Origin of the sequence: Actinomycetospora callitridis (assembly GCF_028737265.1) — a bacterium.
Lineage (GTDB): Bacteria > Actinomycetota > Actinomycetes > Mycobacteriales > Pseudonocardiaceae > Actinomycetospora > Actinomycetospora callitridis.
This window is the reverse complement of record NZ_JAQZAK010000008.1, coordinates 116,077-141,871: the sequence shown is the minus strand read 5'-3', so window position 1 is coordinate 141,871 and position 25,795 is coordinate 116,077. Positions and strand designations below refer to the sequence as shown.

The 25,795-nt window shown below is 74.5% G+C and carries 25 protein-coding genes and 1 riboswitch; of the genes, 1 reads left to right on the top strand and 24 read right to left on the bottom strand.

Annotated features, from left to right (window positions below; genetic code table 11):
* Positions 1-3 precede the first annotated feature (3 nt).
* From PH191_RS22605 to PH191_RS22525, 17 genes are all read right to left on the bottom strand, one after another.
* Positions 4-1,269: a hypothetical protein gene (locus PH191_RS22605; protein WP_274196889.1), complete on the bottom strand. Its 1,266-nt coding sequence runs from the start codon at positions 1,267-1,269 to the stop codon at positions 4-6.
* Positions 1,266-2,123 carry a LytR/AlgR family response regulator transcription factor gene (locus tag PH191_RS22600; protein ID WP_274187314.1) on the bottom strand — a complete coding sequence of 286 codons (858 nt, stop codon included), beginning with the start codon at positions 2,121-2,123 and terminating at the stop codon, positions 1,266-1,268. The genes PH191_RS22605 and PH191_RS22600 overlap by 4 nt, the downstream gene beginning before the upstream one ends.
* A 206-nt stretch (positions 2,124-2,329) precedes the next feature.
* A complete protein-coding gene (locus PH191_RS22595; RefSeq protein ID WP_274196888.1) occupies positions 2,330-2,695 on the bottom strand; it encodes a hypothetical protein in 366 nt (121 codons plus the stop codon).
* Entirely contained in the window at positions 2,692-3,450 is a 759-nt protein-coding gene (locus PH191_RS22590; RefSeq protein ID WP_274196887.1) for an ESX secretion-associated protein EspG, read from the bottom strand. The genes PH191_RS22595 and PH191_RS22590 overlap by 4 nt, the downstream gene beginning before the upstream one ends.
* Positions 3,447-4,973: a WXG100 family type VII secretion target gene (locus tag PH191_RS22585; protein ID WP_274196886.1), complete on the bottom strand. Its 1,527-nt coding sequence runs from the start codon at positions 4,971-4,973 to the stop codon at positions 3,447-3,449. Before PH191_RS22585 ends, PH191_RS22590 begins: the two co-directional genes overlap by 4 nt.
* A 115-nt stretch (positions 4,974-5,088) precedes the next feature.
* Entirely contained in the window at positions 5,089-5,973 is an 885-nt protein-coding gene (locus PH191_RS22580) for a S49 family peptidase (RefSeq protein ID WP_274196885.1), read from the bottom strand.
* Positions 5,974-6,024: 51 nt separating this feature from the next.
* A complete protein-coding gene (locus PH191_RS22575; protein WP_274196884.1) occupies positions 6,025-7,227 on the bottom strand; it encodes a histidine kinase in 1,203 nt (400 codons plus the stop codon).
* A gap of 4 nt (positions 7,228-7,231) precedes the next feature.
* Positions 7,232-8,092, bottom strand: coding sequence for an Fpg/Nei family DNA glycosylase (locus PH191_RS22570; protein WP_274196883.1), 861 nt, complete (start codon positions 8,090-8,092; stop codon positions 7,232-7,234).
* Positions 8,093-8,098: 6 nt separating this feature from the next.
* Entirely contained in the window at positions 8,099-8,554 is a 456-nt protein-coding gene (locus PH191_RS22565) for a hypothetical protein (protein ID WP_274196882.1), read from the bottom strand.
* A 9-nt stretch (positions 8,555-8,563) separates the two neighbouring features.
* Entirely contained in the window at positions 8,564-10,222 is a 1,659-nt protein-coding gene (locus PH191_RS22560; protein ID WP_274196881.1) for a class I adenylate-forming enzyme family protein, read from the bottom strand.
* A 10-nt stretch (positions 10,223-10,232) separates the two neighbouring features.
* Positions 10,233-11,069, bottom strand: coding sequence for an alpha/beta fold hydrolase (locus PH191_RS22555; protein WP_274196880.1), 837 nt, complete (start codon positions 11,067-11,069; stop codon positions 10,233-10,235).
* A complete protein-coding gene (locus PH191_RS22550; RefSeq protein ID WP_274187324.1) occupies positions 11,066-11,473 on the bottom strand; it encodes a helix-turn-helix domain-containing protein in 408 nt (135 codons plus the stop codon). The genes PH191_RS22555 and PH191_RS22550 overlap by 4 nt, the downstream gene beginning before the upstream one ends.
* A 5-nt stretch (positions 11,474-11,478) precedes the next feature.
* Positions 11,479-11,844 carry a hypothetical protein gene (locus PH191_RS22545; RefSeq protein WP_274196879.1) on the bottom strand — a complete coding sequence of 122 codons (366 nt, stop codon included), beginning with the start codon at positions 11,842-11,844 and terminating at the stop codon, positions 11,479-11,481.
* A 108-nt stretch (positions 11,845-11,952) separates the two neighbouring features.
* Positions 11,953-12,141 carry a hypothetical protein gene (locus PH191_RS22540; RefSeq protein ID WP_274196878.1) on the bottom strand — a complete coding sequence of 63 codons (189 nt, stop codon included), beginning with the start codon at positions 12,139-12,141 and terminating at the stop codon, positions 11,953-11,955.
* Between the two features lie 174 nt (positions 12,142-12,315).
* Positions 12,316-14,067, bottom strand: coding sequence for a PHA/PHB synthase family protein (locus PH191_RS22535; RefSeq protein WP_274196877.1), 1,752 nt, complete (start codon positions 14,065-14,067; stop codon positions 12,316-12,318).
* A 115-nt stretch (positions 14,068-14,182) separates the two neighbouring features.
* Positions 14,183-15,052 carry a class I SAM-dependent DNA methyltransferase gene (locus PH191_RS22530; protein WP_274196876.1) on the bottom strand — a complete coding sequence of 290 codons (870 nt, stop codon included), beginning with the start codon at positions 15,050-15,052 and terminating at the stop codon, positions 14,183-14,185.
* Positions 15,053-15,261: 209 nt separating this feature from the next.
* Positions 15,262-15,876: a hypothetical protein gene (locus PH191_RS22525; RefSeq protein ID WP_274196875.1), complete on the bottom strand. Its 615-nt coding sequence runs from the start codon at positions 15,874-15,876 to the stop codon at positions 15,262-15,264.
* A 167-nt stretch (positions 15,877-16,043) separates the two neighbouring features.
* Here PH191_RS22525 and PH191_RS22520 point away from each other — a divergent pair, with 167 nt between their 5' ends.
* Positions 16,044-17,288 carry an alpha-hydroxy acid oxidase gene (locus PH191_RS22520; RefSeq protein ID WP_274196874.1) on the top strand — a complete coding sequence of 415 codons (1,245 nt, stop codon included), beginning with the start codon at positions 16,044-16,046 and terminating at the stop codon, positions 17,286-17,288.
* Here PH191_RS22520 and PH191_RS22515 read toward each other — a convergent pair.
* The 7 genes from PH191_RS22515 to PH191_RS22485 form a co-directional block, all read right to left on the bottom strand.
* Positions 17,285-17,764 (bottom strand): nitroreductase family deazaflavin-dependent oxidoreductase, encoded by a 480-nt coding sequence (locus PH191_RS22515; protein WP_274196873.1) that lies wholly within the window; start codon positions 17,762-17,764, stop codon positions 17,285-17,287. The genes PH191_RS22520 and PH191_RS22515 overlap by 4 nt on opposite strands.
* A 20-nt stretch (positions 17,765-17,784) precedes the next feature.
* Positions 17,785-18,786, bottom strand: a complete 1,002-nt coding sequence (locus tag PH191_RS22510) for a hypothetical protein (protein ID WP_274196872.1) — start codon at positions 18,784-18,786, stop codon at positions 17,785-17,787.
* Positions 18,783-19,619, bottom strand: coding sequence for a hypothetical protein (locus PH191_RS22505; RefSeq protein WP_274196871.1), 837 nt, complete (start codon positions 19,617-19,619; stop codon positions 18,783-18,785). The genes PH191_RS22510 and PH191_RS22505 overlap by 4 nt, the downstream gene beginning before the upstream one ends.
* Before the next feature lie 79 nt (positions 19,620-19,698).
* On the bottom strand, positions 19,699-20,733 hold the full coding sequence (locus tag PH191_RS22500) for an aldo/keto reductase (protein WP_274196870.1): 1,035 nt from the start codon (positions 20,731-20,733) through the stop codon (positions 19,699-19,701).
* A 140-nt stretch (positions 20,734-20,873) separates the two neighbouring features.
* Entirely contained in the window at positions 20,874-22,361 is a 1,488-nt protein-coding gene (locus tag PH191_RS22495) for a GDSL-type esterase/lipase family protein (RefSeq protein ID WP_274196869.1), read from the bottom strand.
* A gap of 95 nt (positions 22,362-22,456) precedes the next feature.
* Positions 22,457-23,815: a purine-cytosine permease family protein gene (locus tag PH191_RS22490; RefSeq protein ID WP_274196868.1), complete on the bottom strand. Its 1,359-nt coding sequence runs from the start codon at positions 23,813-23,815 to the stop codon at positions 22,457-22,459.
* Positions 23,807-23,947: riboswitch (TPP riboswitch) on the bottom strand. (Overlaps the previous gene by 9 nt.)
* Positions 23,948-24,056: 109 nt before the next feature.
* Positions 24,057-25,358, bottom strand: a complete 1,302-nt coding sequence (locus PH191_RS22485; RefSeq protein ID WP_274196867.1) for a DUF1996 domain-containing protein — start codon at positions 25,356-25,358, stop codon at positions 24,057-24,059.
* Positions 25,359-25,795: the final 437 nt, after the last annotated feature.

Genomic DNA, 25,795 nt, shown 5'->3' with positions numbered 1-25,795 from the left:
CGGTCAGTCCTCCACGTTGTCGGCGAAGTCGAGCTCGTTGCGCTCTGCGGTGCGGATGTAGAGCCAGGCCAGGGCGAGCATGAACGGGTAGGGCAGGAAGCCCAGGACGAGCCAGGGCAGCGTCACGCCCGCGATCTCGACCGCCCCGACGCGCGGGACCACGAGGAAGAGCACCGGCAGGGCGCCCAGGACGAACACCGCGACGAGGCCGAGCCGCAGGCCGAGCGCGAGCTGCGCGCGCAGGAGGTTGCGCAGCAGGAGCTCGCCGGTCTCGGTCTGCTGCTCGATCTCGGCCACCGTGCGCACGGCGCGGGTGGGCACGCGCCGCTCGGCCAGCACGACGCGGACGCGGTCGCCCGCGCCGTCCGTCTCGGACGGCAGCGGGGGCACGACGACGCCGGGACCGGTCCACAGCGCCATGTCGGCGTCGGAGATCGGGGTGTTGTCGGTGGTGGCCGAGGCGTTCACCGCGGTCGTGCGGGCGGCCATCGGGACGGGCTCGTGCGGATCGCCGGTCTCGTCGTCGGACGAGGGGCGGGACAGCGGCGCGGGTCCGACGCCGCCCGGGCCGGTGTAGGGCACCGCCGCGAACTGCTCGGTCTCCGCGTCCGGCGCGGCGTGCCGCGGGCGGTATCCCGACGGCGGCGTGTGCACCGCGCCGACCTCGGGGCGCGCGTGCCGGCCGTGACGACGCGCGACGCCCGGCGGCGGCTGGCCCGGGGACGAGAACGTCGGCGGCACCGGGCGCCGCGGCGGGTCGGTCATCGCGACCGGGGTCGAGCTCGTGCCCGGTGCCGGGGTCGCGCCGGTGGCCGGGCCCGGGGTCGCGCCGACGGCGGCGGTCACCGGGGCGGCGGCCGTCGCGGTGGCCGTCGTCGGGGTGGCGGTCACCGGGGTGGCCGTCATCGGGCTGGGAGGTGTCGGGACGCCCGGGGTCGACCGCCCCGACCGGGAGGGCCGCGACCGGCGCACGGTGCCGGTGTCGGGCCCGCTACCGGTCCAGGAGTCGCCGTCGGCGTCCGGCGTCGGGTCGGCGTCCGGCGACGGGCCCGCCTCCGGCTCCGGTTCCTCCGGCGCCGCGGACGTCTCCGGTGCCGGCGGGTCGGGGACCGGGCGCAGCGCCTCGCCCGACGTGCCCGTCGCGACGTCCGCGGGCGCGTCGGGGGAGCCGTCGACAGGGCCGTCGGCGGGCTCATCCGCAGAGCTGTCTGCCCCGGCGGTGCCCGGATCGGGCCCCGAGGCCCGCGCCGAGCCGCCGGGGGAGCTCACCGTCGGCCCCAGGCCTGTTTCGTCGAACGGACGAGACGGTCCTTGAGCTCGCGCGTGTGGCGCCGGCTCACGGGCAGCTCGGCGACGTCCCCGCCGCTGCCCAGGCGCACGACGTACCCGGAGCCCGCGAGCCGCAGCTCGGTGATCAGCGGCAGCGCGACCAGGTACGAGCGGTGGATGCGCACGAAGCCGGCGTCCGACCAGCGCTCCTCGAGCACCGACAGCGGGATGCGGACGAGGTGGCTGCCCTCGGTGGTGTGCAGGCGCGCGTAGTCGCCCTGCGCCTCCACCCAGCGCACCGTCGAGCGCTGCACCAGCTTCGTGGTGCCGGCGAGCTCGACGGGGATCACCTCGTCGTCGCCCTCCTCGTCGGCGGCGGGCTCGACCGGCACGGTGGTGCCGCGCGAGGACAGGATCCGCGACAGCGAGGCGTAGAGACGCTCGGGACGCAGCGGCTTGAGCAGGTAGTCGACCGCGCCGACGTCGAAGGCCTCGACCGCACGGTCGTCGTGCGCCGTCACGAAGACCACCGACGGCGGGATGACGTAGCGCGACAGGACGTTCGCGAGCTCGAGACCGTCGAGGCCCGGCATGCGGATGTCGAGGAACAGGACGTCGACGTCCGACTGCTTGGCCGGCGCCGGGAGTCCGGTCGGGGGCGTGCCACCCCCGAACCCGCCCAGGTCGACACGGTCGCCGCCCGTGAGGATGCGCAGGGCCGCGATCGCGTCGGACGCCCGGAGGACGGTGCCGACCCGCTGGTCCTGCTCGAGCAGGTACGCCAGCTCCATGAGAGCCGGCTCTTCGTCGTCGACGGCGAGTACTACGAGGCCGTCGTTCTCACTCGTGTTCACTGCGTCGCCATCCTGCCCAGCCGAGGTTCGCACGTCCACGATAGGACCCGATCGGCTCGCCACCCTTCCGTGCCCCACCCCTCGCGCAGGGCGAGCCGGGGGTCATGCGGTGTGTCGCCGAGCGGGACCACCCGTTCGGGGGTGCGTCGCTGCGCCACCCGAACGACCCGAAGGGCGCGCACGGGCGTCGGTGGGCGCCCACGGGCTCAGGTCGACCCGGATTCGGGGCGGTAGGTGGCCGCGGCTCCGGCGTCCGTGTGCTCCCACGCGGCGGCGCTCTCGCGCACGGCGCGTCGCAGCGCGTCGAGCTCGGCGGCGAGGGTGCGGGCGGCCGGCACCGTGTCCGACGTCACCAGCTCGCGGTACCAGGCGGCGATCGCCGCGTTGTCCTCCCCCGAACCGACGGCCAGCGACTCGGCCCCGAGGCCGTCGAGCGCCGCCTGCGCCTCGGTGACGCCCTGCTCGAGGGCATCGACCTTGCCCGCGAACGCCCGCGCCTCGTCGGGCCGCATCGCGGCCTCACCGCCGCCGGTGCCACCGTCGCCGCCGGGAAGCGGCTGGGGTGCGCTCATGCGGTGCTCCTTCCCGGCGGGCGCGGCACGACCGCGTCGGCCAGCACGGTACGGACGTCGGAGAGCAGTTGTCCGCCGGTTGCCGGAACGAGCACCGGCGGACGCGCGGCCGCCCCGGGTGGGGGCGAGCGCAGGACGTGCCGTCCGCGGGGACCGTCGAGCCAGCACAGGGGCTCGGTGACGCGCCGGGGCGTGCCGTCGCGACGATCGGCCACCCCGACCTGCGTGACGGCCGTGACGGTGGCGAGCAGATCCTCGGCGGCGTCCCGGGCACGCATCGCCCGCGCGGTCGACGGCAGGTCGGCGGGCACGGTGCCCGCGGGCACCGGCACGGGCGGTCCGCTACCGGGCGGCAGGGGCGGGACCAGCCCGAACAGGGCCTCGGCGAGCCCGTCGGGCGGGCAGGGCGTCACGCGCACGGGCGCCTGCGCGTGCTCGGGCGAGTCCAGCAGGGCCGCCGTGCGCCCGTCGGTGAGCGCCACCGCCGCCCGGGGTGCGGTCGCGTCGCGGCGGACGAGGTCGACGGCGAGCACCCACCCGGCGACGGCGGTCCCCGCGTCGAGCAGGACGCGCGCGGGCCCCGGCTCGAGCAGGCCGCGGGCGCGCAGGCCGTTCTCGGTGGCCTCGCGGTGGCGCCGGACCTCGGCGTCGGTCTCCGCGGACCAGTGCGCCGGCCGCAGCGGGTAGGGCCAGCCGGCCCCGCACTGCTCGAGGACCCACAGCAGCTCGTGGCGGTCGAGGACGAGTCCGCTCACAGGTCGTCCCGCTCCCCGAGCACCGGTGGCGTGACCAGGCGGCGGCCGTCGGGGTCGTCGGCGGGGTCGCGCCAGGGGTCGGCGTCGACGAGGTACTCGGGGTGGCGGACGCCGGACCCGCGCGGCCGTGCGGCGGCGGGTCCCGCGCCGGTGACGGGGGGCACCATCGGGGCGTCGGGGCCCGGCGTCGCGGGGTGCCCGGGTGCCGCGGTGTGGCCGGCGGGCGGGGCCCCGGGGTCGGCCGGGGCGCCGACCGTCGTCCCCGTGCCCGCGACCGGTCCGGCCGCCGCGGTGCGGTCGGGCCCAGGACCCTCAGGCCCTGGTCGGGGCCCGGCGCGGTCGGTGGACGGCGGGGCCTGCTCCGGCGGAGCCGCGGGTACGTCGGGGTCAACGCTGCGGCGCCCGCCACGCCGCTCGCGCGGGTCACCGCGTCCCGCGACGGCGCCACCGGTACCGCCGGCGAGGCGGTCGGCCGGGGTCGGGCCTGCGGCTGCTGCCGGGCCGCGCGCGGTACCGGCCGCGGGGACGGTGCCCGGGACCGTGCCCGGGGCCGGACCCGCGGTCGGGCCGCGCGTCGTCCCGGGGGGCACACCGGGGTGGCCTGCCGGCCCGCCGGGACGGCCCGGGGCACCGCCGGCACCCGCAGCACCCGGTGCGCCGGGCTCCGGACCCCCGAGCAGCCGCGACACGAAGCGACCCACCGGCCCCGGCCGGGCCCCGGCGCCCGGACCTCCGGCTCCCGGCGCGACCGCGCCGCCGCGGCCCACGGGTGCTCCGGCCCCGCCGGCGGGACCGCCACCCGGCACCGTGCCCGTCCGGACCCCGACCCCCGCAGCCCCGCCACCCGGGCCGGCGGGCCCCGCGGCGCGCGCGAGGACGCCGGGCCGCCCCGACCCCGCCCCCTCGGGACCGGCCGTGAGCCCGCGCGCGGGCGCCGGGACGCCGGGCGCAGCCGTCGACGCCCGTCCCGCGAGCCCGTCGACGGCCGACGGGGCGCCGCGGGCGGCGAGGCCGGTCTGCTCCAGGTAGGCGCGGTACGCGCCCTGAGCGGCCCGCTCCTCGGCCTGCGCGGCCTGGAAGGCCCCGAACCCGTCCGGCGGCCCCCCGGTCGTCAGCGCGCCCGCCAGGCCCGACGTGGCCGGTGAGGCGCCGAGGACCGGCAGCGCGGGCGGGCGGGGCGGCCCGACGAGCGCCTGGACGCGCGCGAGGGCGTCGCGCACGCCCTGGAGGCTGCCCGCCTGCCCGGTGACGGCGTCCCCGAGCCGGCTCATGCGGGCCACGAGCGTGCGCACGTGCTGCGTGGCGGCGTCGGCGTCCCGGCCGCGCCAGGAGGCCCCCAGCTCACCGTGCGCCCGCTGGAGCCGCTGCGCCGCGGCCCGCAGCTCCTCACCACGGGCGGCGTGACGCCGGCGCGCGGAGTCTAGGGCCGCGGGGTCGGCGCCGTCATGGATCCAGCGGTGGATGAGCTCGTGGCTCAGTGCCGAGGTGTCACGCCCACCCCACGGGACGCCGGGGACCGGCACGGTCCACCACCTCCCGCAGCGGTGAGCTCACGACGTCCGGACCCGGGAGCCTAGATCCGACCGGGCGACGGAGGGGAGTGAATCGGTCGCCCCGACGTCCGGAACAGTGCCCGGGTCAGAGCCCGAACCGGCTCCAGAGGGCCCGCTGCTCGAACCACTCGAGGGCCGTGCCGACCGGGTCCAGCGCGGTCGCCGGCGCTGCGGCGGGCCCGAGGACGCCGCCCAGGCCGAGGCGCGCCAGGAGCGGCTTGCGGGGCTCGACCGTGACGGGCTCGGCGTCGGGGAAGCGGCGGGCCAGGACGTCGCGGGCGGTGCCGAGCTCGTCGATCAGCCCCAGCTCCAGCGCCCGCTTCCCCGTCCACACCTCGCCGGTGAACAGGTCGTCGTTCTCCTGCAGGGCCGCACCGCGCCGCGCCCGCACCCAGTCGATGAACATCTCGTGCAGCTCGCCCTGCATGCCGAGCAGCCACTCGACGTCCTCGGCCTTCTCGGGCTGGAACGGGTCGAGGCGCGCCTTGTTCTGGCCGGCGGTGTGCAGGCGGCGCTCGATGCCGAAGCGTTCGATGAGCCCCTGCAGCCCGAATCCGCCGGACACGACGCCGATCGAGCCGACGAGCGACGTCGGGTGCGCGTAGATCTCGTCGGCGGCGCAGGCCAGCCAGTACCCGCCGGACGCGGCGACGTCCTCGCAGAACGCCAGCACCGGCATCTGGTGCTCCTCGGCGAGGCCGCGGATGCGGTCGGCCACCAGCGCGGACTGCGTGGGCGCACCGCCCGGCGAGTTGATCACCAGGGCGACGGCCTCGGCACGCTCCGCGGTGAAGGCCCGCTTGAGGGCGTCCTCGACCGCGTTGATGTTGATGAGCGACCTCGGCACCGGCCCGCTGGCCGCGGCGATCACGCCCTGCAGGCGCACGACGCTCACCGTGCGCGTGCCGGTGGCGGCCGCGAGGGGACCGGGCAGGACCGAGGACAGGGCCGAGCCGAACCGCAATTCCATGACCCGAGACTATCTGCGCCGAACGGGTGGCCCGTGATCACCGGCGCCGGGCTACACGCGGACGCCGGCCCGGAACTTCGGGACGCGAAGGATGATCTTCGTCCCCGCGCCGCGCTCGGTCTCGACGATCAGGCCGTAGTCGGGGCCGAAGGCCGAGCGCATGCGGTCGTCCACGTTGCCGAGGCCGACGTGGGCGCCGGAGAGGTGCGCGTCGCGGTTCTCCTCCTTGAGCGCCTGCGGGTCCATGCCGACGCCGTCGTCCTCGACGATGATCGTGCACTCGGCGCCGGAGTCCTCCGCGGTGAGCGTCACCGTGCCGCCGCCCGGCTTGCCCGACAGCCCGTGGCGCACCGCGTTCTCGACCAGCGGCTGCAGCGCCAGGAACGGCAGGACCACCGAGAGCACCTCGGGCGCGACCTGCACCTTGACCGTGAGCCGGTTGCCGAACCGGGCGTGCTCGAGCGCCAGGTAGCGGTCGATGTTCTTGAGCTCGTCGGCCAGCGTCGTGTACTCGCCGGCCTGGCGGAACGAGTAGCGGGTGAAGTCGGCGAACTCCATGAGCAGCTCGCGGGCGCGCTCGGGGTCGGTGCGGATGAACGAGGCCACCGTGTTGAGCGCGTTGTAGATGAAGTGCGGCGAGATCTGCGCGCGCAGCGCCCGGACCTCGGCCCGGTTGAGGCGGGCGCGGGACTCGTCGAGGTCGGCGAGCTCGAGCTGGCTGGAGACGTAGCGCGCGACCTCCGCCGAGGCGCGCAGCAGGACAGGCCCCGGGGTGTCCGCGCTGACCGCGGCCAGCGTGCCGGCGACGTTGCCGTCGACCTCGAGGGGCACGACGACGATCCCGCGCACCGGGCAGTCCTGCGAGCCGCACTCGATGTCCTTGCGGCTGGCCACCTGCTGGCGCCCCGTGCGCATGACCTTCTCGGCGTACTGGCGCACGTCCAGGCTGTGGTGCTCGGCCTCGCCGTCCCAGGCCAGCGGCACGCAGTCCGAGCCCGTCATCGACAGCGCCTCGGTGTCGAGCAGCGTGCGCAGGTAGGGCACGGCGAACTGCGCCGAGCCCTCCGACAGGCCCTCGCGCAGCGCGGGCGCGGCCAGCGACACGGTGTGCAGCGTGGAGAACGTCGCGCGCTCCAGCGGCGACGCGAACTGGTTGCGCCGCTTCACGCGGCGGTAGACCAGCACCGCGACCACCAGCGCGATCGCCACCACGACGGCGGCGACCACGCGCGGATCGGTCAGCCAGGCGGGCACAGGGCTATTTGACCAGACGGGACAGCCGGCGGTCCGCCAACGCGCGACCCTGCGTCTGGCAAGTGGGGCAGTACTGGAAGGACCGTTCGGCGTACGAGACCTCGCGGACGGTGTCGCCGCAGACGGGGCACGGCAGCCCGGTGCGCGCGTGCACCCGCATCCCCGAGCGCTTCTCGCCCTTGAGACGCGCGGCGTCCTGGCCGACGGCGCGCTCCACCGCCTCGGACAGCACGCCGACCATCGCGGCGTGCAGCCGGTCGACCGCGTCGGCGTCGAGCTTGCCCGCCGACGCGAACGGCGACAGCTTCGCGACGTGCAGGATCTCGTCGGAGTAGGCGTTGCCGATCCCGGCGAGCACCTGCTGGTCGACGATCAGGGTCTTGAGCCGCTCGGAGCGCCCGGCGAGCAGCTCCCCGAACGACGCGCGGTCGAGCGAGAGCGCGTCCGGGCCGAGCTTGGCCACGCCCGGGACCTGCGACGGGTCCTCGACGAGGTACACGGCGAGGCGCTTCTGCGTGCCCGCCTCGGTGAGGTCGAAGCCGGGCCCGCCGACCTTCTCCAGGTGCACCCGGAACTCCAACGGACCCTTGCCGGGCTTCGGTGGGGTGGCCGACGCCTGGTCGTGCCAGCGCAGCCATCCGGCGCGCGAGAGGTGCACGACGAGGTGGAGCCCGTCGAGCTCGAGGTCCAGGAACTTCCCGTGCCGCGCCGCCCCGGTGACCAGCCGGCCGGTGAGCGCCGAGAGCGGCGGATCGAAGGTCTTGAGGACGGTCATGCTCGCGAGGTCCGTGCGCGCCACGGGGCGGGCGAGCGCGTGCGTGCGTAGGTGCTCGGCGAGGGCCTCGACCTCGGGAAGCTCCGGCATGTCAGCTCAACTGACCGGCTGCAGGGGACTGTCCGCGTAGGCGGGCGTCGCCCGGGTCTCGAGGCTCCGGATGGTCGCGGTCATCTCCTCGCGCGCGGCGGCCGTGCCGCGCACCCACCCCACCCAGCGTTCGGGCGCGGAGCCGTCGGCGCCGCCCGGCGTTTCGGCGACGAGCGTGCGGGGTCGGCGCAGCACCCAGCGGCCCGGGAAGAACCCGGCCACGATCAGCAGGATCAGCCACACCCAGATGGGGACGACGACACCCTGGCTGCCGGTGAACCACCAGGCCAGGAGCGCGACCCAGAGCAGACCCATGATCGAGACGATGCCGATGGCCGCCAGCTGGCCGCCCTGCATGTCGTGCTCGAAGTCCTCCCCCGTCGCGGGGTCGGTCCACTCCAGCTTCTGGCGCACCATCCACTGCCGCCCGTCGGCGGCGCGCACGATGCGGATGCGGGCCATGACGCCACTCTAGCCCGTGGTGCGCGTCCAGATCGGTCCGCCGAGCGGGGTGGATCCCCCGGTCAGGGCGTCCCGCAGGTCCCGCTTGAGCACCTTCCCGGCGGCCGAGACGGGCAGCGCGTCGACGGCGTGCACCGCGCGCAGGCGCTTGTAGGGCGCGACCTGCTCGTCCAGGGCCGCGGCGAGGGTCGCGCCCAGCTCCGGGGTGGGCTCGTGGCCCGGCGCCGGCACGATCACGGCGACGGGCTCCTCGCCGACCGCGGCGTCCGGACGCCCCACGACGGCGGCCGCCGCGACCTCGGGGCGGGCCGCCAGCAGCTCCTCCAGCTCGCGCGGGTACACGTTGTAACCCTTGTAGAGCAGCATGTCCTTGGCCCGGTCGACGATCTCGAGCTGCCCGTCCTCGCCGAGCACACCGATGTCGCCGGTCCGCAGCCACCCGTCGACCAGCGTCTCCGCGGTGGCCTCCGGCCGATCGAGGTAGCCGGCCATCACCTGCGGACCGCGCGCCCACACCTCGCCCGCCTCACCCACCCCGGCGGGGGCGTCCGGCGAGCCGATGCGGATCTCGGTGTCCGGCACCGGGATGCCGACCGTGCCGACCCGGCGGTGCGCCGACCGCGCGGTCGCGCCGATCGTGAGACCCATCGTCGCCTCGGTCATCCCGTAGCCCTCGACGATCACCGCGTCCGGCATGCGCTCGGCGATCCGGCGGGCCAGCGCGAGCGGCATCGGCGCGGCCCCGGACGTCACCGTCCGCACCGAGGTGAGGTCGCGCTGCGCCGCCTCCGGGTGCGCGAGCAGGGCGTGGAAGAGCGGCGGGGCCCCCGAGATCGTCGTCGCCCGGTGGGTCTCGACGTCGGACAGGAAGCGGACGGGGTCGAAGCGCTCGTGGACGATGCTCGTCGCCCCGGACACCACGGCGACGCCGATGCCGCCGATCGTGCCCATCGCGTGGAACCACGGGGCGACCGCGATCCCGGTGCCCTCGCCGAGGCGGATCGGCCACTCCTCCGCCGGCCCGATCTGCTCGAGCCCCACCTCGCCGCCGAGCCCGGGGACGGGACGCGACCCGCTGCCGTGGCACGCGTACTGCAGGACGTTGGTGACGACGTTCGCGTGCGTGAGCACGACGCCCTTGGGGCTGCCGGTCGTGCCGCCGGTGTAGGCGAGGTGCGCGCGGGCGACGGTGGGGTCGACGTCGACCACCGGCGGCGCCTCGGTCCCGTCCATATTGTCGACCCCCGCGAACCCCACGCCGTCGGTCGCGATCAGCGGCACGCCGGCGCCCACGTCGGCCAGACCGACCACCGCCACCGCGCCCGCGTCCGCGAGCTGGGCGGCCACGCCGGCGGCCGGCAGCTGCGGGCTGACCGGGGTGAACGTGGCCCCGGCCAGCAGGATCCCGTAGTAGGCGACGGGAAAGGCGAGCACGTTGGGCAGGTGCACGCCGACGACGTCGCCGGGCACCACCCCGCGGGCGTGCAGGTGGTGGGCGAAGCCACTGGCCGCGCGCCACAGCCCGGTGAAGGTCAGCGTGCGGTCGTGGTGCCGGAACGCCACGCGGTCGCCGTAGCGCCGGGCCGCGCCGTCGAGCAGCGCGCCGACCGGCACGTCCGGGTACGCCAGCCGCTCGGGAACCCAGGTCCGCCAGTCGACCGTCGTCATGGCCCGGAGGTTAGGCGTCCAGGAACTCCTCCACCACGCGCCCGAGCTCGTCGGGCCGGGTGAGCAGACCGAGGTGCCCGCCCTCGTGCAGGTGCACGGTGCCGCGCGGGATCAGCGCGCCCATGAGGTGGGCGTTGACCACCGGGATGACCGGGTCGCGGCGGCCGGCGAGCACCAGCGTCGGCGCCCCGATGAACGGGAGCACAGGCAGGCTCGTCCAGCTCATGAGGGCCATGAGCTGGAAGAGGTAGGCCCGGAACATGACCGGGTGCACGCGGGAGAACACCTCGTCGACGGCCGCCTGGGACTCGCCCTGATAGATCTCCGCGCCGGCCTCGCGCCGGTAGGAGCGGTCGTTGTAGCGCCGGGGCGTGAGCATCTTCGCCAGCACGGTGAAGCGCGCGGGCACCATCATCGCGCCCGTCCCCGTGCTGACCAGCGCGAGCCGGGCGGTGCGGTCGGGGTGCTGGAGCGCGAACTGTTGCGCGATCCCGCCGCCCCACGAGAGGCCCAGGATGTCGGCCTTGCCGTAACCGAGGTCGTCGAGCAGACCGCGCACGAGCACGGCGAGCCCCGCCATCGGCAGGGGCACCCACGGCAGCGGCGACCCGCCGATGCCCGGGACGTCGAAGCGCACGACGGGCCGCTCGGGGTCCAGCGCCTCGACGAGCGGGTCGAACAGCTCGAGGCTCGCGCCGATCCCGTTGACCAGCACCAGCGGCAGGCGTCCGGGCGCCCCGGGGCGGTGCGCGACGTGCACGCGGTGCCCGAGGACGGTGCGGTCGTGGTGGTCGTCCGGCGCGGGACGGGGAGACGGCTCGGGATCCGGGGCCAGGAGGGCGCTCACGATGTCGACCTCCCGTCGGGGGAGCCGGTGACGTAGCTGCGGTACACGGAGATCAGGGCCTCCTTCTGGGCGTCCGAGAGCCGGGAATCGGCGCGGATCGCCCGCTCGGTCGACGACGGCGCACCGTCGTCGCCGGACGTGGGGTGCCCACCGGCCTGTTCACGCACCAGGCCCGCCTGCAGCAGCAGGGTCTCGGCCGAGATGTCCAGGGCCTCCGCGATCGAGTGCAGCACGCGCACGGACGGTTCGTGGAGCCCCCGCTCGACCTGACTGAGGTAGGGGTTCGAGATGTTGCTGAGGGCCGAGAGCTGCCGCAGCGAGAGACGGGCGAGCTTGCGCTGGCTACGGATGAACCCGCCGAGGGCGCGGCGGTGGTCCTCCCAGGGCCCGCCCGGGTGCGACACCTCGGTCAGCGGCGCGCGGCGGGCGGCGTGAGGGAGATCAGCGGCCGCAGCGCGGGCCCCATGGCGCCGAGCACGTGGTGCGCGGCGGAGCGCTGCGCCTCGAGGAGCTGCACGCCGGTGTCGTAGAAGCGGTCGACGGCCTCGACGGCGGTGTGCGGCACGCCGGCGGTGCCGAGGGCGCCACCGAAGGAGTTGCCGAGCGAGCTACCGGGCGTGTCGGCGCCGAGGGCGCTGCCGACCCCGGGGATGCCGCGCAGCACCGAGGCCCAGCTCTCGGCGACGGAGCCGGCGAACCGGATCCCCGCCTCCTGGGCCTGGGCGATCACGTCGAGGGCCTGGTCGCGGGCCTCGTCGGCGGTCGGGGTGGCCATGGTGATTCCTCCGCGTCGTCGGTGACAGCGCTCAGTTTACCAAGCACCCACCGTCGCGGGTCCCGGCGCGGTGGCACCGGCCACACGTGGGACGGCGACTCCCGCGATTCAGAGCGGCGGCAGCGCCGCGAGGAGCCGCTCGCGGGCCTCGGCCGTCCGGGAGGAGCACGACGCGCACGGGCACCGCGCCTCCCGGCCGGCGAGCAGGAGGTCGAGACGCAGGAACACGGGGTCGTACCCCGGCCCCACGGCCTCGTCCACCTTCCGACGCAGGACGACGGACGCGTGACGGTTCATGGTCCCCCACACCCTCGCAGGTGGCGACGGAGCGACGAGTTGCGTAGAGCGCGAAGTGACGTGCGCTCTACGCAACACCGTGGCGGCCTCGGCGAGGTCCGTCAACCGACGATCGGGTGCGGAGGGCCTCGCGTTACCCAGCCTTGACCGGGCGAAACGCGCGGGCGACCGGGATCAGGCGGTGCCGAGGACGTACGAGCCCGGTGCGTCGCCCAGCGGCGGGTGGGCGTCCGAGCCGGTCGGAGGCGGGGTGCGCATGCCGCCGGCGCGCTCGCCGATCCAGTCGCGCCACGGCTCCCACCAGGAGCCCGCGACCTCGCTCGCCCGCTGCAGCCAGGTGTCGGCGTCCGGCGCGGACTCCCCGCCGACGGTGCCGATCCAGTGCTTGGCCTTCTTCCCGGGCGGGTTGACGACGCCGGCGATGTGGCCCCCGTTGGACAGGGTGAACGTGACGTCGCCGCCCAGCAGGCCGGTCGAGGTGAACGACGTGCGCCAGGGCGCGATGTGGTCGTTCACGGCCCCCACGATGAACGTGTCGTTCGTGACCGACTTCAGCGACAGGTGCTCGCCGAGCAGCTCGAGCTCGCCGCGCGCCAGCTCGTTCTCCAGGTAGAAGTGCCGCAGGTAGAAGGCGTGCATCTTGGCCGGCATGCGCGTGGAGTCGTTGTTCCAGGCGAGGATGTCGAACGCCGGCGGCGTCTTGCCCTCCAGCCAGTTCGGCCCGACGTAGTTGAAGATCAGGTCGTTGGCGCGCAGCAGGTCGAAGGTGCCGGCCATCGAGTCGGCCGGCAGGTAGCCGGTCTTCGCCATCTTGCGCTCGAGCCGCTCGACGATCTCCGGGTCGACGAAGCTCGCGACGGGCCCGGGGTCGGAGTAGTCGAGCAGGGTGTTCTGCAGCGTCAGCGAGTTGACGCGGTCGCCCTCGCCCCGGGAGTGGAGCATCGCGGTGGCGATGGTCGCCATGAGCCCGCCGAGGCAGAGCCCGACGAGGTTGACCTTGTCCGCGCCGGTGATCTCCTGGACGACGTCCAGCGCGGCCAGGTCGCCGAGCTCGAGGTAGTCGTCGAGGCCCGTGTCGGCCATGGACTCGTCGGGGTCGCGGTAGCTGATGACGAACACGGTGTGGCCGTGCTGGACGGCCCACTCGAGGAAGCTGCGACCCGGCGCGAGGTCCATGACGTAGTACTTGTTGATCCACGGCGGGCTCACGAGGATCGGGATCTCGTGGACCTCGTCGGTCTGCGGCTCGAACTGGATGAGCTCCATGAGCCGGTTGCGGTAGACGACCTTGCCCGGCGTCGCCGCGAGCTCCTGGCCGACCCGCAGGTTCGTCCGGTCGACCTGCTGGGGGCGGCCCTGGTTGGTCGCGAGGTCCTCGAGCATCTGGCGGAAGCCCGACAGCACGCTCGAGCCGCCGGTCTCGAACGCCCGCTTGAGGGCGGCCGGGTTGCCGGGCAGCAGGTTGGTGGGCGAGAGCACGCTGCCCAGGACGTCGGCGAGCAGGCCGGCCCGCTCGCGGGAGGACTCGTCGAGGCCGGCGGCGTCGACGAGGTCGTGCAGCGTCGCCACCAGCGCGACGTACTCCTGACGGAGCCCCCAGTAGACGGGGTTCTCCTCCCAGGTCGTGTCGCGGAAACGGCCGTCCTTCTCGATCGGGACGGGCCCGTCGGCCGTCGAGCCGAGCGCCCGGGCGACGGCCGCCGTGCCGATGCGGGCGGTCAGGGCGGCGTGCGAGGCCACCACCCGGCCGACGTCGGCCGGGTGGGTCGCGAGGCCCTGGGCCATCTGCACGACGGTGCGGCCCCACAGGGCGGGGTCGGCCTCGGCCAGCAGATCGGCCGGCAGCAGCGACTCCAGCGTGGTGGCGACGTCGATGGCGGCACCCGGCACCGTCGCCGGGCGATTGCGGTGCGACTCCACGGTCATGCGAGGGGGACCTCCACGTCGACTCCCGGAGCGCGCCGCAACTGACGCGCTCCAAGAAGAAGTGTGCCCGTCTGGGACCTGGATCACACGGTTACCGACGGGTCGGAGGCCAGGCTCACCCCGCGAGCGGTCCGCGCTTGCGCGCGACGATCCCCTCGTAGAGCAGCGGGCTGCTGTCGGTGGCCAGTCGGTGCTGGAAGCGCTCGCGGCGCACGACCTCCAGGGCACCCGACCGGATCGATTCGCCGATCATCCCCCCGAAGCCGGAGGTGTCGGTCTCCTCGAGGAACGCGTCCTTGATCGTCATGACGACCCACCCGTCCGGCGCGATGAGGTCGTAGGCGGTGCGGAACGCGGCCGGCGGGATGTCGCCGAAGCCGAGGGCCGCCACCACCGTGAGGGTGTTCAGCCCGTGGGAGACCAGGGCCTCGCGCTCCGACGCGGGCAGCGCCGTGAGATCGGCGACGTGGTACCCGGCGTACAGGCCGGGACGGTCGCGCTCGGCCGCGTCGCGGGCCTCGGGGAGGATGTCGACCCCGACGGAGTGCTCGACGCCGACGGCGGCGAGCTCCTCGGCCATGATCCCGTTGCCCGCGCCGAGGTCCAGCACCCGCAGCGAGTCGGCCGGGACGTCGGCGGACGCCAGGGCGTCGTTGAGCAGGCCCACCATGAAGCGCGGCGAGTCGCAGCCCAGGACGTCGTAGAAGATCTTCTCGTACAGCCCGCGGACGCCGAAGATGCGGTCGTAGTCGTGGAACCGGTACTCGGCCCACGAGCCGTCCGGCTCGGCCACGACGCACCACTCGTCGTCCTGGCTGAACTTGCTGCCGGGCTCGGGGAGGGCCAGCCGCAGGGCCGCCCGCGCGGCCTGGAGGTCGACGGGGTGGCCCGGGCCGGGCGCCGTGCCGTGTGGCGTGACCGGGGTGCGTCCGGTGACCTCGTGCTCGCGGCTCGTGCTCGAACCGTTGACCGCCGTGGGTGACATCGCCGACCTCTCGTCCCGTTGTCGCCCCACCTGGGGCGACGGAGCTGGACGCGGGCAGGAAGGGATCACCCGCGTAGAGCATCACGCCTCTCCAGGGTCGTCAGGGCGCGCACGGAGGGTCAAGTGAAGTGGCGTCAATAGAATCAACGTCACGGCAGGTCCGGACGCCGCTACCGGGCGCAACGGAGGCAGGAGAGAGGCCGAACGGCCTACCAGCCGGCGCCGCCGCCCTGTCCGCCCCGCGGGTCGTAGCGGGTCGTGCGCTGGTCCCCGCCGGGGTACGGGCCCGGGTGCTGCTGCTGCTGCTGGTCGTAGGAGCCGTAGCGCTGGTCGTACCGGCCGTCGTACTGCCGTCCGCCCCAGCCGCCGGAGGTCACGGGCCGCACCGCCGTGCGCGAGACGCCCGAGAGCATCGAGATGATCGCCAGCCCGATGGCCGCGTAGAGGATCGCGGTGGCGATGTGGTCGACGACGCCGCCGCGGGCGAGGAAGACCTGCAGCAGCAGGACCACGAGCACCAGCAGCACGATCGCCGAGAAGAAGGTGGCCGGGCGGGGCGTGGTCAGCAGCAGCAGGTGCAGCAGGGCCGTGCCGGCGAGCGCCGCGATCGCCGCGCAGACCGGGATGATCGTGATCGCGTTGTCGACCAGCGCGCCGCTGCGCTGCGCGGTCTGGATGCCGAGGTCGAAGACGTTCGTGAGGATGAGCACGCCGACGATGGCGATCCCCGCGGCGACCACGGCCGTGGCGACCCCGCCGGCCCACAGCCGGCTGCCGATGACCTCGACGTCACCGTCGTCCCACGAGCGCTGCGGGTAGCTCACGACCTTCGTCCTCTCCCGACACCCTCCGCCGGTCCCGGCGGAGTCCGGGTCGGTTGTACCGCACCGGCCCTCGCCACGGGGGGACCATCCCCGCGCGCTTGACGTGCCGCCCCCGGCGTCGTTCGGTAGGGGGACGACCCGACCGCCGCGACGAGGAACGAGGACGGATGACGACCTCCGAGGAGCGACCGCTCCGCGTCCGCACCCCGCGACGGCTGCCCCGCCCGTCGGAGCTGCGCCCCCTCCTGCGCCTGGCCCGGCCCGATCCCGACCCGACCCGACGCCGTCTCGCGCGGGCGCACACCGTCGGCGACCTGCGGGAGATCGCCCGGCGCCGCACGCCGCGCGCGGTGTTCGACTACACCGACGGCGCCGCCGAGGGCGAGCGCTCGCTGAACCGGGCCCGCGAGGCGTTCGCCGCGCTCGAGTTCCGACCCTCGGTGCTGCGCGACGTCTCGCACATCGACACCTCGACGACCCTGCTCGGCGGCCCGTCGGCACTGCCCTTCGCCTTCGCCCCCACCGGGTTCACCCGGATGATGCACCACGCCGGCGAGCCGGCCGTGGCGCGCGTGGCGGGGCGCATCGGGGTGCCGCACACCCTGTCGACCATGGGCACGACGTCGCCGGCGGACCTCGCCGCGGCCGCCCCGCACACCCGGCGCTGGTTCCAGCTCTACCTCTGGCGCGACCGGGCCGCGAGCGAGGAGGTCGTCCGCCGGGCGGCGGAGGCCGGCAACGAGGCGATCATGCTCACCGTCGACACCCCGGTCGGCGGGGCCCGCCTGCGCGACGCCTACAACGGGCTGACCATCCCGCCGGCCCTCACCGCACGCACCCTGTTCGACATGGCGCGCCACCCGCACTGGTGGGCGAACGTCCTCACGACCGACCCGCTGGAGTTCGCGGCCCTGACGTCGTGGGAGGGCACGGTCGCCGAGCTCATCGACTCGATGTTCGACCCGGCGCTGACCCTCGACGACCTCACCTGGCTCCGATCCACGTGGAACGGACCGCTCGTGGTGAAGGGCGTGCAGACGGCCGAGGACGCCCGGCGGGTGGTCGACGCCGGCGCCGACGCGGTGATCGTGTCGAACCACGGCGGGCGGCAGCTCGACCGCGCGCCCGTCCCCCTCGAGACGCTGCCGTCGGTGGTGGCCGAGGTCGGCGGGGAGGCCGAGGTCATGCTCGACACGGGGATCATGTCGGGCGCCGACATCGTCGCCGCCGTCGCGCTCGGCGCCTCGGGCTGTCTGGTCGGCCGCGCGTACCTCTACGCGCTCATGGCCGGCGGCGAGCAGGGCGTCGACCACCTCGCGACGATCCTCACCGCCGAGATCCGCCGGACGATGGCGCTGCTCGGGGTGTCGTCGATCAAGGACCTGACCCCGGACCACGTCCGGTTGCGCTAGTCCCGTCGGGTGAGGATCACGAACGGGATCGTCCGCCCGACCTCGTCGGCCCGCTGCTGGTAGCCCGTGTACGGCGAGTAGGTCGCGGTCGCCGCGGGCCAGAGACGCGCGCGCTCGGTGTCGGTGGCCACCCGCGCGTGCACCGGGCGGACCTCGTCCCGCACCTGGACGGTCGTGTCCGGGTGCGCGCGGAGGTTGTGGAACCAGGCGGGGTGGCGCGGGTGGCCGCCGTACGACGCGACGATCACGAGGTCGTCGGGGTCCTCGGGGTCGGCGAAGTAGAGCAGCGGCGTCGTCCGGAGCCGGCCGCTGCGCGCCCCGACGTGGTCGAGCAGCAGCATCGTCGGCATGCCCGGGATCGAGTGCCCGAGCCAGCCGCCGGTGCGGCGATAGAGCGCGATGTGCGCCCTCGTCACCGCACCGACGACGGGCTTGAGGCGGTCGAGGGTGCGTCCGAAGTCCGGGGTGGAGACCATCGGCGCACCGTAGTGGTGATCTACAGGGTCAGCAGCCGGTCGAAGAACTCCCGGTAGCGCTGCACGGCCCGGCGCATCTCCTCGGTCGACGGCTCGCCGCCGAGGGAGTTCGGGTCCAGGGCGCTGCGCTGCTCGGTGAACGTGCGCGAGAGCTCCTCGAGCACCTCCCCGACCAGCCCGTCGGCCCGGGCCACCGCGTCCTGCGGCCGGTCGACGAACATCATCCGGACGTCCTCCCACTGGGAGCGCCACTGCCCCGCGCGCTGCGGGTCGATGATCGTGTTGCCGCCCTCGGCACCGTCTCCCGCGCCGTGGCCGGCACCGTTCCCGGCGCCGTTCCCGACACCGTGACCGCCCTGCGTGCCCGCCGGCTCGCCGGGGGCTCCGGGGGTGTGGTCGGGCGGTCCGGGGTACTGACCGTGCGGGTCTCCGTGCTGCTGACCGCCGGCCCCGTACGGGTCGCCCTGGCCGGGCTGGCCCGGCGTCGGCTGACCGGGACCGGCGCCGCCGGGGCCGACACCACCGGGGCCGACACCACCGGGCGCCTGGCCGACCTGGTCGCCCGGCGCGGCCTGCCCCGGGCCGAACTGCTGCCCGGGAACCTGGCCCGGCTGGCCCGTCTGCTGCCCGTACGGGTCACCGGGCTGGCCGCCGTACGCGCCGGCCTGCTGCCCGCCGTACTGGTCGCCGCCGTACTGCTGACCGCCGTACTGGTCCTGGCCGGGCTGACCGCCGTACTGGCCGCCGAGCTGCTGGCCGCCGTACTGGTCCTGGCCGCCGTACTGGTCCTGGCCGGGCTGACCGCCGTACTGGCCGCCGACCTGCTGCCCACCGGGCTGCCCCTGGGGGGCGCCGCCGTGACGCGCGGCGAAACCGCCGTGCTCCGCGCCGTGCTGGCCGCCGGCCGGGTCGCCGTAGGGGTCACCGGCCTGCCGGCTCTGCCGCGGGTCCTCGTCGTACCCGCCCGGGCGCTCCTGACCTGCCGGACGCTCGGTGGTTCGACCCTGTTCGGGGTGGCTCATGCCCTGCGCTCCTGGTGTCCGTCGGGTCCGCCGGTCGCGGGAGGCGCCGACGGTGGCCGGCCCGGACCGACCGGGCCGCCCTGCGGCGCGCCCTGGGCGGGCGCTCCTCCGGGAGGCGCACCCTGCCCGGGCGCTCCTGCGGGCGGCGGCTGCTGAATGCGTTCCGTGCCGGCGTCGGGGTGCCCGATCTGCTGGTCGCCGGCACCCCGGGGCGAGCCCGAGATTCGTTCGGTCGTGCCGTTCTGCTGGTGCCGGCCCTGCTGGTCGTGCTGGTCGTGCCGGCCCTGCCCCTCGCCGCCGTCGTCGTCCAGCATCGCCTCGACGAGGGTGCGGAACGACGTGAAGGCGTAGCGGAGGTCCTCGGTGCTCGCCGTGCCCTGCCGGTGCGAGGTGACGACGTCCTGGGCCCGCCGGTAGTCGCCGACGAGGTGGGGCTGGGCGACCGAGAGGTCGTCGGTGCGGCGCCGGCCGTCCTCGACGGGGTAGCCGCGCTGGCGCATGATCGTCACCAGCAGGGCGTCGGCGTGCTCGACGGCCCCGCCGGGGTCGTCGACGAACCCGCGCTGGACCTGCTGCCAGTCCGACCGCAGGCGCTCGCGCTCGTCGGGCTGCAGCGGCCGGAGCTGGTGCTGGTCGTGGCGTTCCTTGCGCTGCTGCAGCTCCTGCTCGGCCTGCTTGCGGTCGCCGGTCTCGGCGACCCGGCGCTCGTACTCGGGACCGAACTGCTCGACGAGCTGCTGTTGCTTGCGCCTGCGCGCCAGGACGAGGGCGGCGACACCGGCGACGGCCAGCAGCACCACCACGATGATGATCACGATGGCGACGGTGCCCATCGGGAGACCCCTTCCGAGTGTTCCGAATCCTTCTGAGTGTTCCCGGCGCCGGGCGAGCGCCGCCGCCCGTTGCAGGGAATTAGTTCCCCGCCGCCGCCCGCTCCTCGCGCGGCCGGCGACGCTGGGCCACGTCGCCGATCGCCGGCGGCTCGTAGGAGACGTCGCCGGGGTTGGCGTCCACGCCGGGCGGGACGATCTCGTCGATGCGGTCGAGCACCTCGTCGTCGAGGGTGACCTCGGCGCCGGCGAGGACGTCGTCGAGCTGCTCCATCGTGCGCGGCCCGATGATCGCCGAGGTGACGGCCGGGTGGGACACGGCGAAGGCCATCGCCATGTGCACCATCGACAGGCCCGCCTTCTCCGCGAGCGGGATCAGCTGCTCGACCGCGTCGAGCTTGCGCTCGTCGGTGAAGCGGCCCGGGGTGCGCTGCGAGCGCTGCGTGCCGCCCTCCTGCCCCTTGCGGATCTTCCCGGTGAGCATGCCCATGGCCAGCGGGCTCCAGACGAGCGTGCCCATGCCGTAGCGGCGGCAGACCGGGAGGACCTCGCGCTCGATGCCGCGGTTGAGGATCGAGTACGGGGGCTGCTCGGTGCGGAAGCGCTGGAGGCCGCGGCGCTCGGCGACCCACTGGGCCTCGACGATGTCGGACGCGGGGAAGGTCGACGACCCGATCGCCCGGACCTTGCCGCTGCGCACGAGGTCGGTGAGCGCCGAGAGCGTCTCCTCGACGTCGGTCTCGGGGTCGGGGCGGTGGATCTGGTACAGGTCGATGTGGTCGGTCTGCAGGCGGCGCAGCGAGTTCTCGACCTCCCGCACGAGCCACCGGCGCGAGTTGCCGCGGTGGTTCGGGTCGTCGCCCATCGGGGCGTGCGCCTTGGTCGCGAGCACGACGTCGTCGCGGCGACCCTGCAGCGCCTTGCCGACGATCTCCTCGGACTCGCCCTGCGCGTACACGTCGGCGGTGTCGACGAAGTTGATCCCGGCGTCCAGCGCCCTGTGGATGATCTTGATCGAGTCGTCGTGGTCGGTGTTGCCCCAGGCGCCGAACATCATGGCGCCGAGGCAGTACGGGCTCACCTTGATGCCGGTCCGGCCCAGCGTGCGCATCTTCACGAGCGCGTTGCTCCCTTCGGTCCTACGTGAGCGAAGTTCCCGGCTATAGCCGGGAACTTCGCTCACGTAGCGAGGGGAGTGCCCCCTGGGGGCCGGTCCAAGCAACCGAGCGCCGGGTGGTCGCAGGGAGATCCGGGGGATCAGGGAGGCGGCACCGGGGCGGGCACGCCGACGCGGTCGACCACCGGGATCGTCAGGCGCAGCTCGCCGACGGCGGTGGGGTGGAACGGGTACCGGTCCTGGATCGACTGCAGGTCGGGGCCCAGGCCGTCGCCGTCCGGGACGCACAACGGGGACAGCGGCGGGGTCACGACGTCGAACCCGTAACGACGCGCGCCGGCGGTCAGCACCTGGTTGAGCGCGGCGTTCCGGTCCGCCAGCAGCTGGATCTCCTCGGGGGTGAGCCCGGGGTACTGCAGCGGCCCGCGCACGGTCGCGCACTGCGCGTCGGGGCGCAGGACGTCGTAGGAGGTGATGACGACGACGCGGGGGTGCGACGGCAGGGTCGCGAGGTCGGCGAGCAGGTCGGCGTAGTCGCGGTCGAAGGCCGCCAGCCGGTAGCCGAACTCGCCGGCGGTGAAGTTGTCGGCGCAGTCCGCCGCCGCGTAGCAGTAGCCGATGAGGTCGGTCCAGTTCAGGTCGTTGGGGCCGACGGCGACGGCCACGAACGCCGGGTCCTCGACCTGCTTGAGCCGCCCGATCTGCGGCGGGACCTGCACTCCGCCCGCCTGCTGCGGAGCACGCAGGCCCGCGGAGATGCGCGCCCCCGAGCAGGCGAGGTTGAGCACCTCGTCGCCGATCGCCGCCGAGATCTGGTGGGCGAGCGAGTCGGTGCTGCGGGCGCACGCCACGTCCTCGGCGGGGGCGCCCGGGGCGACCGGTCCGCCGAGCCGGGCGACCCGCGAATCCCCGATCACGACGCCCCGGACGCCGGACACGGTCGGCCCCACGGGCGACGGGGTGACGTGGTGGGCGCCGGTGAGGTCGGTGAGCGAGCGGGCGTCGCGCAGGCCCTGGGCCCCCACCACCGCCAGCACGCCGCTGACGCCCCACACGAGCAGGGCCGCGGCCAGCGCCACCACCGTCGAGCGCGTGAGCGTCCGCGAGAGTCGCCGGGCGACGACCGCGGGGCGCGCGCCGGCGCCCGAGCGGCGCACGGTGAACCGCAGCATCGCGAGCACCCGCAGCGAGCCGACGAGCCCGCAGATGCCGAGCACGACCGCGACCAGGATCAGGGTGGCCCAGCCGTACCAGTGCTCGAAGCCGGTGACGATCGCCGACAGTGCGTCCGCCGGGCTGCGGCCCTGCGCCAGCGCGGCCACGGCGTCGCCCGCGGTCGCGTTGCGCTGCACCGGCCCGATCGTCAGCTGCGGGCGCAGCGGCCCGTAGATCGCGACGTCGGGGACGTCGAGGCTGGTGTTGCCGATCTGGACGATGCGCGGCGGTCCCGACAGCGTCGCCGTCGGCGCCTGGGCCCCGACGCTGAGCTGCTGCCCGAGCACCTCCACGTCCTGGTCGGGCGTCAGCACGACGGCCGCCCAGACCCCGCCGACGACGCACGCGACGACCAGCAGCAGCGTCAGCGGCGAGCGCAGCTCACGCGCCCATCCGCGCAGGTGACCCGCCATTCAGCCCCCTCCGCGCGTCGGTGTCGTCCTTCGGCCCTCCAGCCGTACAGGACCGACCCGGCCGCCGTCACCGGGGCGGATGTCACGTCAGGAGGTCACGTCCGGCGCCGTTGCTCCAGACGCGCCAGCAGCGCGGCCGCGAGGACGGCGACGAGGAACGACGAGAGCGACGCGGACAGCCACGACGGCGGCACGAACCCGATCGCCTCGCGCAGGAGGGTCCAGGCGTCCGACCAGACGGGCGCGCCCCCCGGGTTGATCAGCTGGTAGACCACCAGCCCGATCACCCACGCCACGACCATCAGCGGGCGCGACGGCGCCCACCGGGAGAGGTCGGGCGGGGCACCGCGGCGCACGAGCGCATCGCCGACGCCCACCCCGAGCAGGGGCACGAACACCGAGCCGATCACCGCGAGGAAGACCGCGTAGTCGTCGATCGTGACGCCCAGGGCGAGCACGGTGATCATCGTCCCGATCACCAGGCACAGGATCCGGCGGTCGGCGCGCGGGGCGAGGTTCTGCACCGAGACCGCGGTCGAGTAGACGTTCGCGAACGACTGGTCGGTCTCGCGGGCGGTGAGCACGAGCAGCGCGACCAGCCCGAGCGGTGCGGCGAGCATCGGGGCGAACACCTCGTCGCCGTTGCCGCCGACCAGCGCGAGCGCGGCCAGGCCCACGACGAAGCACACGATCTGGGTGACCCCGTAGCCGACGGTCGCGGACGTGAACGCCGTCGAGACCCGCCGCGAGTGGCGCGAGAAGTCCGAGGCCACCGGGATCCACGACACCGCGACGGCGATCGCCGCGTCGGTGCCCGCCCAGAACCCGGCCCAGGAGCCGCCGGTGCTGGTGAGGTCGAGCTCGGGTCGCGTGAACAGCCACCAGGCGAGATAGGCGACGGAGATCGCGACGAGCACGGTCACCACGCGCCGGAGCAGGCGCAGCATCCCGAGCGGGCGCAGCGTGAGCACGGTCGTGACGACCCCCGCACCCAGCACCCAGGCCCACGTCGGCCCGCCGAGCGCCAGCGTGCCGGCCTGGGCGATGACGACGAGCTCGAACGTGCCCCAGCCGATGAGCTGCACGACGTTGAGCACCGACGGGATCCAGGACAGCACCCCGCCGAACAGGCCACGCAGCAGCACCATCGCCGGCGCACCGGTGGCCGCGCCGGGCATCGCGGAGAGCCCGACCATCGCGCTGCCGATCACCGTGCCGACGACCGTGGCCACGATCGCGGCGGTGACCGTGAGCGGGGGTGCTCCCGCCGGCGCCAGGACGGCGAGCACCCCGGCGAAGCCGAGCAGGCTCACCCCGAGGTTCGCCCAGAAGGCGCCCTGGTCGAGGAAGCCCAGGGTCTTCGGCACGGGGCCGTCGAGGGTGGGGGCGACCTCGGCGGGGGCCGCGGCGGTGTCGCCGGGAGCGGGCCCGGACACGGACGACGACGTGCTCATCTGCAGCCTCCCTGCGCCGGCATGATCCGGATCAGGTTCGAACGGTCGGGACCGCTGCCGCCCGTCCCAAATGGGTGCAGTGCGGCCTGGTCCCCTCTCAGCCCGGTGGCCCGGACTCCCGTGAGCGCCGGTCGGCGCCTGCCCCGACCGTATGTCGCCGGGCGCACGAACGCGAGGGGCCGCCCGCCGTGATCGTGGAGATCACGGGGACGACCCCTCGTGGGTGGTGCTCAGGTCCGGCCTACTGCTGCAGGTTGGCGCAGTCCTGGTTCTCGTTGATGCACTCCGCACCCGCGTCGTTCGACGCCTGGCTGGCGATGTTGTGGAAGTCGGAGTGGTCGGTCCTCGGGTCGTGCTGCTCGTTCGGGAAGCTGTCGATCTGGAACGTGCGGCCCTCGGGCTGGTCGTACTTCAGGGTGATGCGCAGGGCCGGGATCGGTTCCTGGTCCGACTCGCAGTTGCCCTGGTCGTCCGGGAAGAAGATGTGCGAGCGGAAGTCCTTCGACTCCAGGTTCTCGCCGTCCCAGCAGCTCGGGTAGTCGAGGATGCGGGTCAGCTGCTCGCCCGGACCGCAGATCGGGTACTGCTCGGTGATCCGGTTCTCGTTGCCCTGCCCGGAGCACGTGTACTTGGCGTTGACGTTCTTGCCGTCCTGGGCGCCCTGCTTGGCGTTCCCCATGATCATCATGAGGTGGCTGGGCATGGCGGTGATCTCCCGGTCGCCGTGCCCGTGGAACGTCAGGTCCGCCGAGGCCGGCTTGATGATCGAGCCGACGTTCCCGTCGAGGCTGCCGCCGTTCTCACCCTCGTCGGGGCTCGCGCCGTTGATGTCGCGCAGGACCGGCCAGAAGAAGGCCGAGCCGTCGCCGTTGACGCAGGAGGTCTGGCCCGCGTCGGCCGCTTCCTGCAGGGGGTCGTCGTCGGAGTTCGCGTCGGTGGTCTGGTTGCCGACGTAGTCGTGGACGTGCTGGGCGCCGTTCTCCTTGCCCGGCGCGGCCATGTAGTTGTCGGAGTTGTTGTGGTCGCTCACGCCGCAGTCGACGGTGTAGGTGCCCTGCGCGTCGTTGAACACGCCGCCCTCGCCGATGTTGCCGTTCGCCTCGACGTCACTGATGTCGACGTAGTCGCCCCTGTCGGCGTTCGCGGCGTCGGCACGGCCCGGGAACGGGTCCTCGGCCTCGGCGGCCTCGACGGCCGCGCCCTCGTTGTCGGCGTTGACCTCGCCGACGTCCTCGGTCATCCCGTTGTTCTCGTCGCCGCGGCGCTCGTCGCCGCCGTCGCCCTGGCCGTCCTCGCCGGCGTTCTCGTCGCCGTTCTGCTCGCCCTGCTCGTCGGACCCCTGGTCCTCGTCAGCGTCGGAGGACCGGCCTTCGTCGTCCGAGCTCTGCTCGGAGTCCCCGGAGCCGGAGTCCTCGTCGCTCGAGAAGGCGCTCAGGAGGCCGGAGTCACCCGAGCCCGAGTCCGAATCGGCGAAGGCCGAGCCGGCGACGGTGACCACACCGCCGGTGACCAGCAGCGCAGCCACGATCGCGAGGATGCGCATGGGGAGTGTTGTGCGATGTCGTCCGCGTCGGGGCACGGGGAACCTCCTGACGGTGCCCGGGGCGCCGGGACGGGGGAGCTCGTCCAGGGGTCGACGCCGGGGGACACGGGTGTCCTGGTGTCGGCGGAGCGCGGACGGCGGCAGCGAGGGGGAGCGTCGCCGTCCGGGCTCCGACGGGAGGTCACGGTAGGGACACGACCGTTGGGCCGGGGCGGACCTGAGAAAAGCTGTGACTCAGCGCCGCCCGCAGGCCCGCTCAGCGCGACGAAGGGACGGTCTATGCCGCCGAACGGACGAGTACGTGCGCCGCTCGCCGCACCCGACTCTCAGGAGAGTGCCGTTGGTGAGCATCACGTTCCCGCTCGCCGCTCGCCGATTGAACTCGGACGCGCGCCGCGTCAAGCTGGGCCGCGATGAGACCTGATCGTTATGCGGGC

Coding starts and splice junctions, on each gene's coding strand:
- PH191_RS22565 (WP_274196882.1), bottom strand. CDS start 8,554: ATGGCCCGCATCCGCATCGTGCGCGCCGCCGACGGGCGGCAGTGGATG.
- PH191_RS22485 (WP_274196867.1), bottom strand. CDS start 25,358: ATGCGCATCCTCGCGATCGTGGCTGCGCTGCTGGTCACCGGCGGTGTG.
- PH191_RS22570 (WP_274196883.1), bottom strand. CDS start 8,092: ATGCCGGAGCTTCCCGAGGTCGAGGCCCTCGCCGAGCACCTACGCACG.
- PH191_RS22560 (WP_274196881.1), bottom strand. CDS start 10,222: ATGACGACGGTCGACTGGCGGACCTGGGTTCCCGAGCGGCTGGCGTAC.
- PH191_RS22490 (WP_274196868.1), bottom strand. CDS start 23,815: ATGAGCACGTCGTCGTCCGTGTCCGGGCCCGCTCCCGGCGACACCGCC.
- PH191_RS22540 (WP_274196878.1), bottom strand. CDS start 12,141: ATGAACCGTCACGCGTCCGTCGTCCTGCGTCGGAAGGTGGACGAGGCC.
- PH191_RS22595 (WP_274196888.1), bottom strand. CDS start 2,695: ATGAGCGCACCCCAGCCGCTTCCCGGCGGCGACGGTGGCACCGGCGGC.
- PH191_RS22580 (WP_274196885.1), bottom strand. CDS start 5,973: ATGGAATTGCGGTTCGGCTCGGCCCTGTCCTCGGTCCTGCCCGGTCCC.
- PH191_RS22510 (WP_274196872.1), bottom strand. CDS start 18,786: ATGAGCCACCCCGAACAGGGTCGAACCACCGAGCGTCCGGCAGGTCAG.
- PH191_RS22505 (WP_274196871.1), bottom strand. CDS start 19,619: ATGGGCACCGTCGCCATCGTGATCATCATCGTGGTGGTGCTGCTGGCC.
- PH191_RS22515 (WP_274196873.1), bottom strand. CDS start 17,764: ATGGTCTCCACCCCGGACTTCGGACGCACCCTCGACCGCCTCAAGCCC.
- PH191_RS22530 (WP_274196876.1), bottom strand. CDS start 15,052: ATGTCACCCACGGCGGTCAACGGTTCGAGCACGAGCCGCGAGCACGAG.
- PH191_RS22520 (WP_274196874.1), top strand. CDS start 16,044: ATGACGACCTCCGAGGAGCGACCGCTCCGCGTCCGCACCCCGCGACGG.
- PH191_RS22495 (WP_274196869.1), bottom strand. CDS start 22,361: ATGGCGGGTCACCTGCGCGGATGGGCGCGTGAGCTGCGCTCGCCGCTG.
- PH191_RS22535 (WP_274196877.1), bottom strand. CDS start 14,067: ATGACCGTGGAGTCGCACCGCAATCGCCCGGCGACGGTGCCGGGTGCC.
- PH191_RS22545 (WP_274196879.1), bottom strand. CDS start 11,844: ATGGCCACCCCGACCGCCGACGAGGCCCGCGACCAGGCCCTCGACGTG.